Origin of the sequence: Microbacterium sp. SA39, from assembly GCF_000967865.1 — a bacterium.
Taxonomy (GTDB): Bacteria; Actinomycetota; Actinomycetes; order Actinomycetales; family Microbacteriaceae; genus Microbacterium.
The window spans coordinates 65,411-80,429 of record NZ_JXRU01000030.1 but is presented as its reverse complement, the minus strand read 5'-3'; the positions used below and the strand labels follow the sequence as shown (position 1 = coordinate 80,429).

The following is a 15,019-nucleotide window of genomic DNA, read 5'->3' as shown; positions in this document are numbered from 1 at the left end:
GATGTGGCGCGAACCCGGGGCGCGCACCTCCGTGCCAGCATAGTCCCCGCGCGTTTGCGTCGCGATGTCGCGACACCCCCAGCGCGAGAAGTCGCGGGTCAGATGAAGAGCCCGACGATGTTCATCAGGACGAGCACGATGAGCATCGTGAGGGCGAACCCGAAGTCCAGCGACAGCGAGCCGATCCGCAACGGCGGGATGATCCGCCGGAAGAACCGGATCGGCGGATCTGTGACCGTGTAGGCGGCCTCAGCGACGACGAGGCCGAAGCCCTTCGGACGCCATTCCCGGTTGAACATGGGGATGTAGTCGAGGATCAGCCGCGCGAAGAGCACGAAGACGTAGAGCAGGAGCGCCAGATGGACGATCCTGGCGACGACGGAGACCAGCTCCACGGGCTACGACTGGTCGAAGCCCGCAGACTCGGCGTCTGCGTGCGCGATTCCTCCGTGCCCGGACACCGCGATGTTCTCCGGCGACAGCAGGAACACCTTCGATGTCACGCGCTCGATGCGTCCGTAGAGGCCGAGCGAGAGGCCGCTGGCGAAATCGATCAGACGACGCGCGTCGGCGTCGCTCATCTGGGAGAGGTTGATGATCACCGGGACGCCCTCGCGGAAGCTCTCCGCGATCAGCTGGGCGTCGCGGTACTGCTTCGGGTGCACCGTGAGGATCTCGTTCACCGTGCCGGCAGCCGGCTGGCGAACGGCGACGGGGCGTCGCAGCGGCGTGACGGGAGCCGGCGCCGGCTCTTCGCGTTCACGGTCGCGATCGCGGTGGGCGCGGGCCGGGGCCTGCGTCTCCTCCTCGTAGACCTCTTCCTCGTCGGCGAGGCCGAGATACACCATGGTCTTCTTCAGCGGGTTACCCATCGTGTCCTCCGGTTCGAACGTTTGGGGTGGTCTTTTCACAGGTTAACCCCGCTCGGGTCGGGGGCCGGTGATTGCGGAGCCGATCCGCAGGTGTGTCGCGCCCGCGGCGATCGCCTCGGCGAAGTCGCCGGTCATGCCTGCGGAGATCCAGGTGGCCGAAGGCGCGACCGTGCGCAACTCGTCGGCGATGCCGCGCAGACGCGCGAAAGCGGAGGCGGGTTCTTCGTCGAGTGGTGCGACCGCCATCACGCCGCGCAGTCGGAGGGACGGCAGAGAGAGGACGTGCTCGGCGAGGGCGGGTGCCTCAGCAGGCGCCACGCCGCCTCTCCCGGCATCGTCGGTGAGGTTGACCTGCACGAGCACGTCGAGCATGTCGTCGCCTTCCGCGGCGCGGTGCAGGGCGTCGGCGAACCGGCTGCGGTCGACCGAGTGGACCACGTCGGCGCTCCGCCGGATCGCAGCGGCCTTGTTCGTCTGCCCCTGGCCTATGAAATGCCAGCGGACATCCAGTGCGTTCAGCTCGGCCTCCTTGGCGGAGAGCTCCTGCTGCCGGTTCTCCCCCACCTCCCGCACGCCGAGAGCGTGCAACTGCGTCACGAGAGAGGCCGGATGGAACTTGGTGACGACGATCCGCGTCAACTCCGCAGGGTCGCGGCCCGCCTGGCGCGCGGCATCGGCGATACGCTCATCGATCGCCGACAGCCGCGCGGCCAGCGCGGACTGCTGCTGCGCCTCGTCCGGCCCCTGCGTCACTTCAGGAATTCGGGGATGTCGATATCATCATCCGCGAACGCCGGCTCGATGCTGGTGGCCGGGACGCGCTGCTGCACGGGCTCCGGCCGAGAGCTCTCGCTCTTCGTCGGCTCGGCCGCATCGGAGAGGTTGACCTCGGGCAGCATCGCAGCCGCCGGCCGCGACACGACCATCGGGTCGAGACGAAGCGATGGCTCGCCGCCGTCGAAGCCGGCGGCGATGACGGTCACGCGCACTTCGTCGCCGAGCGTGTCGTCGATGACGGTACCGAAGATGATGTTGGCCTCGGGGTGAGCCGCTTCCTTGACCAGATCGGCGGCGTCGTGGATCTCGAAGATGCCCAGGTTGGACCCGCCCTGGATCGAGAGCAGCACGCCGTGCGCGCCTTCGATGCTCGCCTCGAGGAGCGGCGACTCGACCGCCAGTTCTGCGGCCTTGATGGCGCGGTCGGCGCCGCGCGCGGACCCGATTCCCATGAGCGCGGAGCCCGCACCCTGCATGACCGACTTGACGTCGGCGAAGTCGAGGTTGATCAGGCCCGGAGTCGTGATCAGGTCGGTGATGCCCTGCACACCGGCGAGGAGCACCTGGTCGGCGGTCGCGAAGGCCTCGATCATCGAGATGCCGCGGTCGCTGATCTCGAGCAGGCGGTCGTTCGGCACCACGATGAGGGTGTCGACCTCTTCCTTGAGCTTCGCGACGCCGGCCTCCGCCTGGCTCTGACGGCGGCGGCCCTCGAAGGAGAACGGCTTGGTGACGACACCGATCGTGAGAGCGCCGATCGACTTCGCGATGCGCGCGACCACGGGGGCGCCCCCGGTTCCGGTTCCACCGCCTTCACCCGCGGTGACGAAGACCATGTCGGCGCCGGTCAGCGCCTGCTCGATCTCCTCGGCGTGGTCCTCCGCCGCGCGGCGACCCACCTCGGGGTCAGCGCCGGCGCCGAGGCCGCGGGTCAGTTCGCGTCCCACGTCGAGCTTGACGTCGGCGTCGCTCATCAGCAACGCCTGCGCGTCGGTGTTCACGGCGATGAACTCGACTCCGCGGAGGCCGAGGTCGATCATGCGGTTCACGGCGTTGACGCCGCCACCGCCGACGCCGACGACCTTGATCACGGCGAGGTAGTTCTGGTTCTGGCTCATGGCCGGCCTCCGATTAGTCGAGCCTTGCGTTCGTTGTCGAGAAAGTGTGGGGGTGAACCTTAAACCTCAACTAGAGGTGTAAAGTATTTCCCGGTATTGCGTTCCCTGAATCGAAGGTAAGCGCCGCATGCCCGCGCGCCCGCAGCGACACGGGCGTGTCGCGCCATTCCCGTCGAAACCCGTCAGCCGATGACGGCGACTTCGGGCGAAGTGACGTCGATCGACGTCGCTCCAGGGTTCAAGCCCATCGCCCGAGACAGCGCGATCGCCTTCAGCCCGGATTCCTCCGCACTTCCCCACACGACGGTCAGACCGGTGCTGAGCGTGAGGGTCACGTCGTCCGCCGTCGTCGCGGTGACACCGGTGAGCGCCGCACGGACGTCGGCGGGCAGCGCGCGCACGACGAGGCCGGCGCTCTCGAACGCCGTCGAATCCACGCCGCCCTCCGCGTCGATCAGCGGCTGGCCGTCGGGCTGGTCCGAGGTCGTGGCGAGTGCCACACCCGCGGCATCCACCAGCGTGTAACCGGCATCCGATCGGATGACGCCGACGGGCGTGCGCTCGACGATGCGCACCGTGAGGTCGTGCGGCGGCCGCGCCTCGAGAGCGTAGGTCTCGATGAGCGGGAAGGCGAGCAGAGCGGCCTTGACCTCACTCGTGTCCACCAGCGCCAGCGGCGTGCCGAGCTGGTCCGCGAGGGCGGCTTCGATCGCCGTGGCGTCGAGACTGGTCGCACCGGCCACCGTGATCTTCTCGACGGCGAAGAGCGGGCTGTACGCCGCAGCGACGCTTCCCCCGATCAGGAGGATGACGGCACCGATGCTGCTGAGCCATACGATCCTCCGCCGCCGGGAGCGCTGAGTGAACCTGCGGATCTCGGCGCGCAGAGCCCCGCGCCGGGCGCGCGCGGCCCGCCAGACGTCGCGCGTCGACGTCGGCTGCGCGGTCTCGTCGCCTGCCGGCTCCGACGCCGCGGCGGGGCCGGCAACGACCTCGGTGACGTCTACAGGCTCGCCATCCGCTCGTTCTCCTCGCCGAGGGGGGGTCGTCCGCTCCGGCGCGGCATCCTTCTGCCCCTTGCCCTCCGGGGCGGTCGGAAGAGGTGCGGGACGGCGCACGACTACGCCTCGTCGGTCCGGCGGAGCGACTCCAGCACCTGCGGGATGATCTGATACACGTTGCCGCACCCGAGGGTGACGACGAAGTCGCCGTCCTGCGCGACGGTCGCGGTGTAGTCGGCCGCCTGCTGCCAGTCCGGCACATAGTGCACGTGCTGCTGGTCGCGGAACGCGTCGCTGACCAATTCTCCGGTGACGCCGGGCACCGGGTCCTCGCGGGCGCCGTAGACGTCGAGCATCACGGTGTGGTCCGCGAACTCCTCGAGCACATCGGCGAACTCCTGGTACATGTGCTGCGTGCGCGAGTACGTGTGCGGCTGCTGGATCGCGATGATCCGGCCCGAGCCGGCGATGCTGCGCATGGCCTCGAGAGCGGCGCGGACCTCGGTCGGGTGATGGGAGTAGTCGTCGTACACCGTGACGCCGCGCTCCACACCGTGCTGCTCCAGTCGGCGGACGGTGCCCGCGAAACCCTCGACCGCGCGCACCGCTTCGGCCAGGGGGTGACCGAGGGCCCGCAGGACCGCGACGGCGCCGGCCGCGTTGATCGCGTTGTGCACGCCGGGTACCGCCAGCTGCATGCGCACGCTCTCGCCGCCGTGGGTCAGGGTGGCAGCGACCGGTCCGGCGGCCACGATGTCGGTCACCCGCAGATCGGCATCCTCGGCCTGTCCGAAGGTGATGACGTTGTTATGAGTGAGGCCCGCGCCGACACGCAGAGCGCCGGGGTCGTCGCTCGAGATCACGACCGCCTCGGAAGCGGCGTCCGCGAACCGCACGAACGCCTCGTGGAACGCCTCGTCCGAACCGTAGTGGTCCAGGTGGTCGGGGTCGACGTTGGTGATGAGGGCGACCGCGGTGTCGTAGAGCAGGAAGGTCCCGTCGGATTCGTCGGCCTCGATCACGAACAGGTCGCCCGTGCCCGTCGCACTGGAGGTGCCGAGCTGCTCGATCACGCCGCCGTTCACGAAGTGCGGATCGGCGCCGAGCTCACGAAGGGCCGTCACGATCATGCCCGTGGACGTCGTCTTGCCGTGGGCACCGGCCACGGACACGAGTCGGCGTGACCCGATCAGCCAGTGCAGCGCCTGCGAGCGGTGGATGACGTGCAGCCCGCGCTCCTTCGCCGTCACGAACTCGGGGTTCTCCGGCCAGATGGCTCCGGTGTGCACGACGGTGTCGGCGTCGCCGAGGTACGACGCGTCGTGGCCGACGTGAACCGTCGCCCCGGCGGCGGCGAGAGCGCGCAGGTTGTCGCTGTCGGCGCGATCGGTGCCGGAGACGCGGATGCCGGCGTCGAGGAACATCCTCGCGAGGCCGCTCATGCCGGAACCACCGACGCCGATGAAGTGCGCGGAGGTGATCGTCTCGGGGATCGGGAGGGAGAGGTCGGGTCTGATCATGTCGGTCTCAGTCTACTTTTGCTCGGGCGTCTCGACGGCTCAGGCAGCGCCGAGTGCGCGGTCGATCAGGGCGATCACGTTCTCGGTGCCGGTGCGGGTGCCGACCTTCTGCGCGGCCTCGGCCATCTGCTTCACGCGCTCGCGGTCACCGAGCAACGGCAGGACGAACCGTCGTACGGCGTCACCGTCGAAAGTCGCGTCGTCCAGCAGCTGCGCCGCACCGGCGGTCACCGCCGACGCAGCGTTGAGCCGCTGCTCGCCGTTGCCCACCGAGTACGGCACGTAGAGCGCGGGGATGCCGAGCGCGCTGATCTCGCTGACCGTCGCCGAGCCGGAGCGGGAGACGATCAGGTCGGCGAGGGCGAAGGCGAGATCCATCCGGTCGACGTAACGCCGCATGGCGTAGCCGGGCACCTCGGGATCGACCATGTCGCTGCGCTCGCCCGTCACGTGCAGCAGCTGCCAGCCCGCGGCGAGGATGTCGCCCCAGGAGTCTGCCATCGCCTCGTTGAGCCGCTGCGCGCCGAGGGATCCGCCGAAGACGAGCAGGACAGGTCGGTCAGCATCCAGCCCGAAGTGGGCCGCGGCCTCGGCGCGGGTCGCCGTCCGGTCGAGGGCGATCACCTCGCGTCGCAGCGGCATACCGACGACCTCGCTGCCGCGGAGAGGGGTGCCGGCGAACGCCACCCCGACACCGGCAGCGCCGCGCGCGCCCAGCACATTGGCGAGCCCCGGCTTGGCGTTGGCCTCGTGGACGACGAACGGGACGCGCTCACGGCGCGCGGCGACATACGCGGGGGCCGAGGCGTAGCCGCCGAACCCGACGACGACGTCGACGTCGTGTCGGCGGATGTGCGCCCGCACCTGCGCGATGGCACGGCGGAAACGCGAGAGGAAAGCGACCGCCTGGCGGTTCGGCCGTCGAGGGAAGGGCACCTTGTCGACGATGAGCAGCTCGTATCCGCGCTCCGGGACGAGCCGGGACTCCAGCCCTTCGGCGGTTCCGAGCACGAGGACGGATGCCGCCGCGTCGCGCTCGCGCAGCGCATCGGCGACGGCGAGCAGGGGGTTCACATGCCCGGCGGTGCCGCCGCCGGCGAGGAGGTACGAAGTCACCTGGTGACCCTACCCGCTGCGGCTGGGGCCTTCTCCTCGGCGGGCAGGGTACGAGCGAACGCGAGCAGCACGCCGCAGGCGATCAGGACCGCCAGCAGCGCCGTGCCGCCCTGCGACATGAAAGGGAGGGGCACTCCCATCACGGGGAAGACGCCGATCACGACGCCGATGTTCAGCACCGCCTGACCGACGATCCAGACCGTGATGCCGCCGGCCGCGACACGGATGAAGGGGTCCGGCGTCTTCCGGATGATGTGGAATGCGCCGACGGTGAAGAACGTGAACAGGGCCAGCACCACGATGCACCCGATCAGGCCCAGCTCCTCCCCCACGATCGCGAAGATGAAGTCGTTGCCGGCGGCAGGGAGCCACCCGTATTTCTCCTGCGAGTTGCCGAGGCCGAGCCCGAACACGCCTCCGGAGGCCATGCCCCACATGCCGTGGATCGACTGGTAGCAGTCGGAGTAGTAGAGCGACATGTCGTCGCACGTCGCCGTGATGCGTCGCATCCGGTCCGGGCTGGAGAGCGCGTACCACAGAACTGCCAAGATGCCGAGGATGAGCGGGATGATGAACAATCGGAGCTTCACCCCGGAGAAGAACAGGCAACCCAGCAGCACGAGGACCAGCACCATCGCGGTACCGAGGTCCTTGCCCGCCAGCACCGTGCCGATCGCGAGGGCGCCGACCGGGATCACCGGGATGAAGACGTGATGCCAGGTGCCGAGCATGGTGCGCTTGCGCAGCAGCACGGCCGCGATCCACAGCGCGAGGGCGAGCTTGAGGAATTCGGACGGCTGAAGGGTGAAGCCGGCGATCTTGATCCAGTTCCTGTTTCCGCCGTCGGCGATGCCGAGCGGGGTGAACACGAGCATCTGGAGCGCCACGGCCCCGAACAGCGCCGGCCAGGCCATCTTCTTGAGGAAAGCGATCGGCAGACGACTGATGAGGAACATCAGCGGGATGCCGAGCAGCGCGAACACGCCCTGACGGAGCACGCCGTCCATCGGGCTCGCGCCCTCGGCGACCGCCGTCGCACTGGTCGCGGACAGCACCATGACGAGGCCGAAGAGCGTCAGCAGCAGAGCGGTGGACGCGATGAGGAGGAACTCCGTCGACACCGGGGTGAACCGGCGCCCGAGCGAGACCCTGGCTGCGAGTCCCCCGGACTCAGACCGCGGAGGGCGGGATACCTGCGTCATCGGCGCTCCCCCTGTCGATCCAGTCCCGCACCGCCTCGGCGAAGCGGTGTCCGCGATCCGTATAGCTGGAGAACTGGTCGAAGGATGCCGCCGCCGGGGCCAGCAGAACTGTGCCCTCGTCGCCGACGATCCCCGCGGCGATCTCCACGACACGGTTCATGACGAGTCCAGTCTCGCCAGCATCGACCTCGAACACCGGGACCACGGGCGCGTGTCGTCGGAATGCCGCGACGACCTCGGCGCGTTCGACCCCGATCACGACCGCGGCGCGGGCGGTCGAGCCGACGTCGGCGACGAGATCGGCGATGTCGACGCCCTTCAGATCTCCCCCGACGATCCAGACCGCGCCCGGGTATGCGCGCAGCGAGGATGCCGCCGCGTGCGGATTCGTTGCCTTCGAGTCGTCCACCCACACGACGCCTCCGTGGCGTGCGACGACCTGGATGCGGTGGGCATCGAGGTGGAAGTCCTGCAGCGCCGTGTGGATCGCCTCGGGCTCCACGCCCAGAGAGCGCGCGAGGGCACTCGCGGCGAGGATGTTCTGCACGATGTGAGGCGCGGCGAGACCTGCGCGGTCGAGATCGGCGACGGTCGTCAGCTCGAGTGCGCTGCGCGAGCGGTCATCGAGGAAGGCACGGTCCACGACCAGCCCTTCCACGATGCCGAGGTCGCTCGGGCCGGGGATGCCGAGGTCGAAGCCGATGGCGCGGGCCCCCTCGACCACCTCCGCCTCCTCGACCATCAGCCGCGTCGCGGCATCCGCCTTGTTGTAGACGCACGCGACTCGGGTGTTGCGATAGACGACCGCCTTCGCATCCCGGTAGGCCGCAGCGCTCCCGTGCCAGACGAGGTGATCGTCGGCGAGGTTGAGGCAGACCGAGGCATACGGATACAGCTCGCCCTCGGTCCGCGACTGACCGAGGTACCAGAGCTGGTGGCTGGAGAGCTCGACCACGAGCACGTCGAATCCGCTCGGGTCGCGCACCGCGTCGAGCACCGGCACGCCGATGTTCCCGCACGGGGCGGCTCGACGCCCGCCCGCGACGAGCAGCGATGCCGTCAGCTGCGTCGTCGTGGTCTTGCCGTTCGTGCCGGTGATGAGCACCCAGTCGGCGGGGGTGCCGTCGGCGCGGAGCTCCTTGTCGCGGACGCGCCAGGCGAGCTCGATGTCTCCCCAGATCGGGATTCCGGCTTCCTGCGCCCAGCGGATGAGCGGATGCGACGGCGAGAAGCCCGGCGAGGCGATCACGACCTCGGGAGCGAAGTCCACGAGCGCAGACGGAACCTCGGCCAGTGAAGTCAGCTCGAGTCTCGCGCCGATCACCGGCAGCAGTCGCTCGTACTCCTCCTCCGCCGATTCGCTGAGGACGAGCACCTCGGCTCCGAGCTCGGAGAGGGTGTCGGCCACCGAGAAGCCGGTCATCGACAGGCCGAGCACCGCTGCCCGCAGCCCCTGCCAGTCCGCGTTCCAGCTGGTCAGGGTGCGCAGCCGATCAGCCGACACGCGTCAGCCATTCCACGTAGAACAGGCCGACGGCGGAAACCGCGAGAAGACCGGCGATGATCCACATCCGCACAACGATCGTGATCTCGGACCAGCCGCGCATCTCCAGGTGATGATGGAAAGGACTCATCAGGAAGAGCCGCTTGCCGCGCGTGATCTTGAAGTAGGCGCGCTGCAGGATCACGGAGCCGGAGGAGAGCACGAACACACCCGCGATCACGAGGAGCAGCAGCTCGGTGCGGGTGAGGATCGCCATCGCGGTGATCACACCGCCGATCGCCATCGATCCGACGTCGCCCATGAAGACCTTGGCCTTCGGCGCGTTCCACCAGAGGAAGCCGACCAGTCCGGCCGCGAACGAAGCCGCGATGATGGCGAGGTTGAACGGATCCCGTACCTCATAGCATCCGCCGAGCGCACCCGGATCGCCGCCGATACAGGGCTGCTTGAACTGCCAGAACGCGATGAGGCTGTACGCGGCGACGACGATGACTCCGGCGCCTGCGGCGAGGCCGTCGAGTCCGTCGGTGAGGTTCACGCTGTTCGACGTCGCGACGCCGATGATCGCGATCCACGTAAGATACAGGACCCAGCCGAGGATGACACCGAAAGCGAAGAGGTCGAGCCAGGTGATGTCACGGAACAGCGAGATCGACGCGCTGGCCGGCGTCTGTCCGAACTTGTTCGGGAAGTTGAGCGCGACGATGCCGAACGGGATGATGACGAGCAGCTGTCCGATGATCTTCCGCCACCCGGACAACCCCAGGCTGCGCTGGCTGCGCACCTTCATGTAGTCGTCGATGAAGCCGACCGCGCCGAATCCGACCATCAGCCAGATCACCAGCAACGCCGACAGCGCGGGCACCTCACCGCTGACGAACACCCCGGTGAAGTATCCGACGATGGAGCCGGCGATGAAGATGACGCCGCCCATCGTGGGGGTGCCGCGCTTCGCCTCGTGGTTGGGGTTCTCGATGGCCTCGGGGGTGCGGATGACCTGCCCCCATCCCCACTTCCGGAAGAGCCGAAGGAAGACGGGAGTCAGGAACAGGGTGAAGGCGAGCGAGATCGCCGCCGCCATGATGAGAGACCTCACGAGAACAATTCTCCCAGACGATCGCCGAGATGCCGGAGGCCCACGGAATTGGATGACTTCACGAGCACGCGATCTCCGTCGCGCAACTCGGAGCGGAGGTACTCGAAGGCGGCGTCCTGATCGGGCAGATGCACGGCCTCGCTGTCCCAGGATCCCTCGCCGACGGCCGAGAGATAGAGGCGCCTCGCCTCGGGACCGACGACCACGATCCGCTGGATGTTCAGCCGCACGGCGAGGAGGCCGATCCGGTCGTGCTCCTCGCCCGCGGACTCGCCCAGTTCGCTCATCGCTCCGAGCACCGCGACCGTGCGCTCCTCGGGGCCGGTGATCTGCGCGAGCGTCCGGAGCGCCGCGGCCATCGAATCGGGGCTGGCGTTGTAGGCGTCGTTGATGATGCGCACGCGATCGTTGCCCATCGGCTGCATCCGCCAGCGCTCGGCGATCTCGACGGTCTCGAGACGCGCGACGGCGTCCGCGAGGCGTACGCCGAGCACGCCGGCCGCGGCGATCGCCGCCAGTGCGTTCGTGATGAGGTGCGCGCCGAGGACGCGCAGGCGCAGCGGGATGCGCTCGTCCCCGGCCTCGATCTCGCAGGTCGTCCCGGATGCCGTCACGACGAGGTCGTGTGCGCGTACGTCGGCGGCGGTGCCCTGCCCGAAGCCGACGACGCGCATTCCGCGCGAGGTCGCGATCTCCTGCATCGCGGCGACGCGGGAATCGTCGATGTTGAGCACGGCGGTACCCGAGGCCTTCGCGGCGACGACCAGCTCGGACTTCGCCTTCGCGGTCTCTTCGATGCCGCCGAAGCCCCCTGCATGGGCCATGCCCACCATCAGCACGACCGCGATGTCGGGCTCGACGAGACCCGCGAGGCGGGCGATGCTGCCCGGCGCCGCGGCGCCGAACTCGCTGACGAGGAATCGCGTGCCGTAGGTCACGCGCAGCATGGTGACCGGGGCTCCCACCTCGTTGTTGAAGGACTTCACCGGCGCAATGGTCTCGCCCTCGTCGGCGAGGATGCGCGCGAGGAAGTTCTTCGTGGTGGTCTTGCCGTTCGAGCCGGTGATGCCGACGACGCGGAGATCGCCCCTCGAGCGGACGCGCGCGACGACCTCCCGAGCCAGGTCACCGAGGGCAGCCACAGCGCCGGGCACGATGATCTGTGAGATCGGAGCATCCACGACGTGCTCGACGATCGCGAGCGCGGCACCGGCTTCCCGGGCGGCGGCGACGAATCGGTGTCCGTCCGTCTCCGCTCCGGGCTTCGCCACGAAGATCGATCCGGGGCCCATCGTGCGCGAGTCCGTGTCGACGAGGCCCTCGACGACCGTCTCCGCCGTGTCCTCTCCGGCGACGCGCAGTTCACCACCGACTGCGGCGGCGATCTCAGCGAGCGTCAGGGCGATCATGTCATCTCCAGGCGCGGCTCTCGCCGTCTATCCGAATTTGGGAAGCAGCTCGTCCATGGGGATGGTGGACGGCATCACGCGATATGACTTCATCACCTGCGTCACTGCCTTCTGGAAGGCGGATGCGGTGGCCGCGGACGATACAACCTTAGTCGGCTCGTCGAGGGTGACCACGATCACGTACTGCGGGTCGTCCACCGGCGCGAAGCCCACCATGCTGGTGTAGTAGACGCCGTTCTTGTAGCCGCCGTTGCCGTCGGGGACCTGTGCCGTACCGGTCTTGCTGGTCACCCGGTAGCCGGGAACCTGGATGCGGTCGGCGTTGCCGCCCTGGACGGCGACGTTCTCCAGCATCCGCGTCAACTCGGCGGCCGTCTTCTCGGCGACGACCTGCTCGTGAGCCGGTGCATCCGGTGTGACGACGCTGCCGTCTGCACCCGTGCACGACTCGATCAGCGAGAGATCGATCTTCTCGCCGCCGTTGGCGATCGCCTGGTACGCGCCGGCGAGCTGCGGCGCGGTCACTGTGAAGTACTGGCCGAAGGTCGTCGTGTAGAGCGACTGGTTGTCCCATTTGCTCACCGGGTGGAGGATGCCGCCGACCTCGGCCGGGAAGCCGAGCGTCTTCTCGCCGACACCGAACCTCTGCAGGTAGTCGTAGCGCACCTCGGGGCTGACCGTCGTGCCGAACTTCGACAGCGCCACGTTGGAGGAGTCGATCAAGCCCCCTGCGAGCGTGTAGTTGTATGCGGGGTGGTTGAACGAGTCGTTGATGACGGCGCCGTTCGGGAAGGTCTCGCGAGACGAGGCGCTCACAGTGCTCAGCGGGGTCAAGCCCGCGCCCTCGATCGCCGCCGCGGCCGTGATGGCCTTGAAGGTGGACCCCGGTTCGAAGTCTTTGAGGAAGATCTGGCTGTACCGCGTCTCCGGGGTCGAGGAGTTCAGGTCGTTCGGGTCCATCGCCGGCCACTCGGCGGCGGCGCGAATCTTCCCTGTCTTGACCTCGACGACCGTGACGGTGCCTCCCTTGGCGCCCTGCTCCTGCGCCTCCTCGGCGATCATCTGCTGCAGGTACCAGTTCAGGTCGCTGTTGATGGTGAGCTGCACGCTCCCGCCGTTCACGGCGTCCACGGTGCGCTCGCTCCCCGGGATCACGACACCGTCCTTGCCCTTGCGGTAGGACACCTCACCGTTGACCGGCGCGAGGCATTCCTGCTCGAGCTTCTCGATGCCGGCTTGAGCTTCGCCGGAGCTGTCGAGGAAGCCGAGGACATTGCCGGCGACGGCACCGTTCGGGTAGACCCGCGTCTCCCGGGACGGCATGGACAGGTAGGACGAAAGACCGAGGTCTCGGAGCGCGATGTACTGTTCGGTCGTCAGGCCCTTCTTCAGTTCCGCGTATTGGCTGTCCGGGTTCTGGGCGAGAGCGTCCGAGACGATCTTGCGCACCTCTTCGCCGGTCTGTCCGGTGATGGCAGCAATCTTCTCCGAGGCCTCCGCCCAGGGCAGTTTCGGGTCCTGCTCCTCGAGGAGCATGATGACCCGAGGGCTGAGCTGCGCGTCGTAGACCAGGATGCTGGAGGCGAGAACGGTACCGTTCGCATCGACGATCGACCCGCGTCGGCCTTGGATCTCGGAGCCTTCACCCATGAGCTTCAGGGAGTCCGAGACATGTTCATCAGCCCTCACGACCTGGATGTCGACCAGACGGACCACGAAGGTCGCCAGCACCGTGAGGATGACGGCGAGCGCGACGACCGTGCGTCGCCTCGGGCCGCGAGTGGCTCTTGTCGTCATGCGATCTCTCCGTTCGATCCGTGTGGTCGAGGCTCAGCGGGTCGTCGGGCTGGGAAGCCCGTCGGTGATCGCGGGCGGAAGCTCCTGCGTGGTCGGTGCGGCGGTGCCGTCCTCCACGACCGGTGTCTCGGGCGGCGTGACCGCGATCAGCGCGTTGCCGACAGCGCCGGCGCTGCGGGGATCGACCGTCGACGTCCCGGCGGCGCCCGTCCCCGTGCCGAACACCGCGCCGTCACTGAGACGCAGGTAGGACGGCGATCCGGCGACCACCATTCCGAGTCCCGCTGCACCCGTCGCCAGCGCCTGCGGGGAGCTCAGCCCCGTCAGCTCCTCCTGGAGGGCGTGCGTCCGAAGGTTCAGGTCGCGCTGCTGCGAGGAGAGTTCGGCCAGCGCAAACGAGTCCTGGGTGATCGCCAGTGACAGCGCGATCTGCGCGGCTCCGATCGCGAGGGCTCCACCGAGGGCGATCAGCGCGTAGGCGAGCTTCGGCTTGCGGCGTACGGCCGGGCTGGTGACCGGCTGCAGCCGCCGTTGCGGCGCTCGCGTCGGAGCGGCGGGCTGTACGGGCTTGCGTACGGTGGCGTTCAGGCTCATGCGCTCTCTCGCAACTTCTCTGCGGCGCGCAGGCGCACCGGGATCGCTCGCGGGTTTCGTGCCCGCTCGTCATCGTCGGCGAGCTCCGCGCCCTTCGTCAGGATGCGGAACCGCGGAGCATGTTCGGGGAGCTCGACCGGCAGCCCGGCTGGGGCGGTGGAGGCGGATGCCGCGGCGAACGCCTGCTTGACGAGGCGATCCTCGAGAGACTGGTACGACATGACCACGATGCGACCGTTGACACTCAGCGCGTCCATCGCGGAAGGGATCGCGTCGGCGAGGACATTGAGCTCAGTGTTGACCTCGATGCGCAGCGCCTGGAAGACCCGCTTCGCAGGATGCCCGGCGCGCTGGGCCGCCGCGGGGGTCGCGGCCTGGAGGATCTCCACGAGTTCACCCGAGCGGGTGATCGGCGTCTTCTGCCGCGCCTCGATGATGAAGCGCGCATATCGGCCTGCCAGTTTCTCCTCGCCGTAGCGCTCGAAGATGCGGCGCAGGTTGCCCTCGCTGTACGTGGCGATGACGTCGGCGGCGGTGACGCCGTCGGTCTGGTCCATCCGCATGTCGAGAGGAGCGTCCTTCGAATACGCGAAACCGCGATCCGCCTCGTCGAGCTGCAGGGACGAGACACCGAGATCGAAGAGGATGCCGGCAGCGCCCTGGGCGTGGAGACCGATCTCGTCGTAGACGGTGTGGACGAGCGTGATGCGGTCACGGAACCGGGCCAGCCGCTCCCCCGCGATGCGCAGCGCGTCCGTGTCACGGTCGAGTCCGACCAGCCGGATATGCGGGAACCTCTCGAGAAGTGCCTCTGAGTGGCCGCCCATTCCGAGGGTGGCGTCGACGAGGACCGCACCGTCGTTCTGGAGGGCGGGAGCGAGCAGCTCGACGCAGCGGTCGAGCAGGACGGGGGTGTGGATATCGCGGAGGTTCATGATCTTTCTCGGGGTGACCTTCGGCTCTGATCCCCCTCCGCTTCTCGACCCGGCACCGGGGAAGTGTGTCGGGGCGGG

Annotated in this window: 14 protein-coding genes; all 14 read right to left on the bottom strand. The window is 68.5% G+C overall.

The window, feature by feature from the left end; all coding sequences use genetic code 11:
- Window positions 1–98: 98 nt before the first annotated feature.
- The 14 genes from RS85_RS06280 to rsmH all read right to left on the bottom strand — a co-directional run bounded on the left by RS85_RS06280 (window position 99) and on the right by rsmH (window position 14,941).
- Window positions 99–395, bottom strand: coding sequence for a YggT family protein (locus tag RS85_RS06280; protein ID WP_046012582.1), 297 nt, complete (start codon window positions 393–395; stop codon window positions 99–101).
- Between the two features lie 3 nt (window positions 396–398).
- Window positions 399–872, bottom strand: coding sequence for a cell division protein SepF (locus RS85_RS06275; protein WP_046012581.1), 474 nt, complete (start codon window positions 870–872; stop codon window positions 399–401).
- 42 nt (window positions 873–914) lie between these two features.
- Entirely contained in the window at window positions 915–1,625 is a 711-nt protein-coding gene (locus RS85_RS06270) for a YggS family pyridoxal phosphate-dependent enzyme (protein ID WP_200894795.1), read from the bottom strand.
- A complete protein-coding gene (gene ftsZ / locus RS85_RS06265) occupies window positions 1,622–2,767 on the bottom strand; it encodes a cell division protein FtsZ (protein ID WP_046012580.1) in 1,146 nt (381 codons plus the stop codon). The genes RS85_RS06270 and ftsZ overlap by 4 nt, the downstream gene beginning before the upstream one ends.
- A gap of 182 nt (window positions 2,768–2,949) precedes the next feature.
- Window positions 2,950–3,885: an FtsQ-type POTRA domain-containing protein gene (locus RS85_RS06260; protein ID WP_046012579.1), complete on the bottom strand. Its 936-nt coding sequence runs from the start codon at window positions 3,883–3,885 to the stop codon at window positions 2,950–2,952.
- Between the two features lie 2 nt (window positions 3,886–3,887).
- On the bottom strand, window positions 3,888–5,288 hold the full coding sequence (gene murC, locus RS85_RS06255; protein WP_046012578.1) for a UDP-N-acetylmuramate--L-alanine ligase: 1,401 nt from the start codon (window positions 5,286–5,288) through the stop codon (window positions 3,888–3,890).
- Window positions 5,289–5,327: 39 nt separating this feature from the next.
- Window positions 5,328–6,404, bottom strand: coding sequence for a UDP-N-acetylglucosamine--N-acetylmuramyl-(pentapeptide) pyrophosphoryl-undecaprenol N-acetylglucosamine transferase (locus tag RS85_RS06250; RefSeq protein WP_046012577.1), 1,077 nt, complete (start codon window positions 6,402–6,404; stop codon window positions 5,328–5,330).
- Entirely contained in the window at window positions 6,401–7,606 is a 1,206-nt protein-coding gene (gene ftsW / locus RS85_RS06245) for a putative lipid II flippase FtsW (RefSeq protein WP_046012576.1), read from the bottom strand. Before ftsW ends, RS85_RS06250 begins: the two co-directional genes overlap by 4 nt.
- Entirely contained in the window at window positions 7,575–9,110 is a 1,536-nt protein-coding gene (gene murD, locus RS85_RS06240) for a UDP-N-acetylmuramoyl-L-alanine--D-glutamate ligase (RefSeq protein WP_046012575.1), read from the bottom strand. Before murD ends, ftsW begins: the two co-directional genes overlap by 32 nt.
- The gene (gene mraY / locus RS85_RS06235; RefSeq protein ID WP_046012574.1) at window positions 9,100–10,206 is read right to left on the bottom strand and encodes a phospho-N-acetylmuramoyl-pentapeptide-transferase; all 1,107 of its coding nucleotides are present in this window, start codon (window positions 10,204–10,206) and stop codon (window positions 9,100–9,102) included. The genes murD and mraY overlap by 11 nt, the downstream gene beginning before the upstream one ends.
- The gene (locus tag RS85_RS06230) at window positions 10,203–11,615 is read right to left on the bottom strand and encodes a UDP-N-acetylmuramoyl-tripeptide--D-alanyl-D-alanine ligase (protein ID WP_046012573.1); all 1,413 of its coding nucleotides are present in this window, start codon (window positions 11,613–11,615) and stop codon (window positions 10,203–10,205) included. The genes mraY and RS85_RS06230 overlap by 4 nt, the downstream gene beginning before the upstream one ends.
- A 27-nt stretch (window positions 11,616–11,642) precedes the next feature.
- Window positions 11,643–13,412 (bottom strand): peptidoglycan D,D-transpeptidase FtsI family protein, encoded by a 1,770-nt coding sequence (locus tag RS85_RS06225; RefSeq protein WP_046012572.1) that lies wholly within the window; start codon window positions 13,410–13,412, stop codon window positions 11,643–11,645.
- Window positions 13,413–13,445: 33 nt separating this feature from the next.
- Complete coding sequence (locus tag RS85_RS06220; RefSeq protein WP_046012571.1) at window positions 13,446–14,006, bottom strand: hypothetical protein; 561 nt, start codon at window positions 14,004–14,006, stop codon at window positions 13,446–13,448.
- Entirely contained in the window at window positions 14,003–14,941 is a 939-nt protein-coding gene (rsmH, locus tag RS85_RS06215; protein ID WP_046012570.1) for a 16S rRNA (cytosine(1402)-N(4))-methyltransferase RsmH, read from the bottom strand. Before rsmH ends, RS85_RS06220 begins: the two co-directional genes overlap by 4 nt.
- Window positions 14,942–15,019 lie beyond the last annotated feature (78 nt).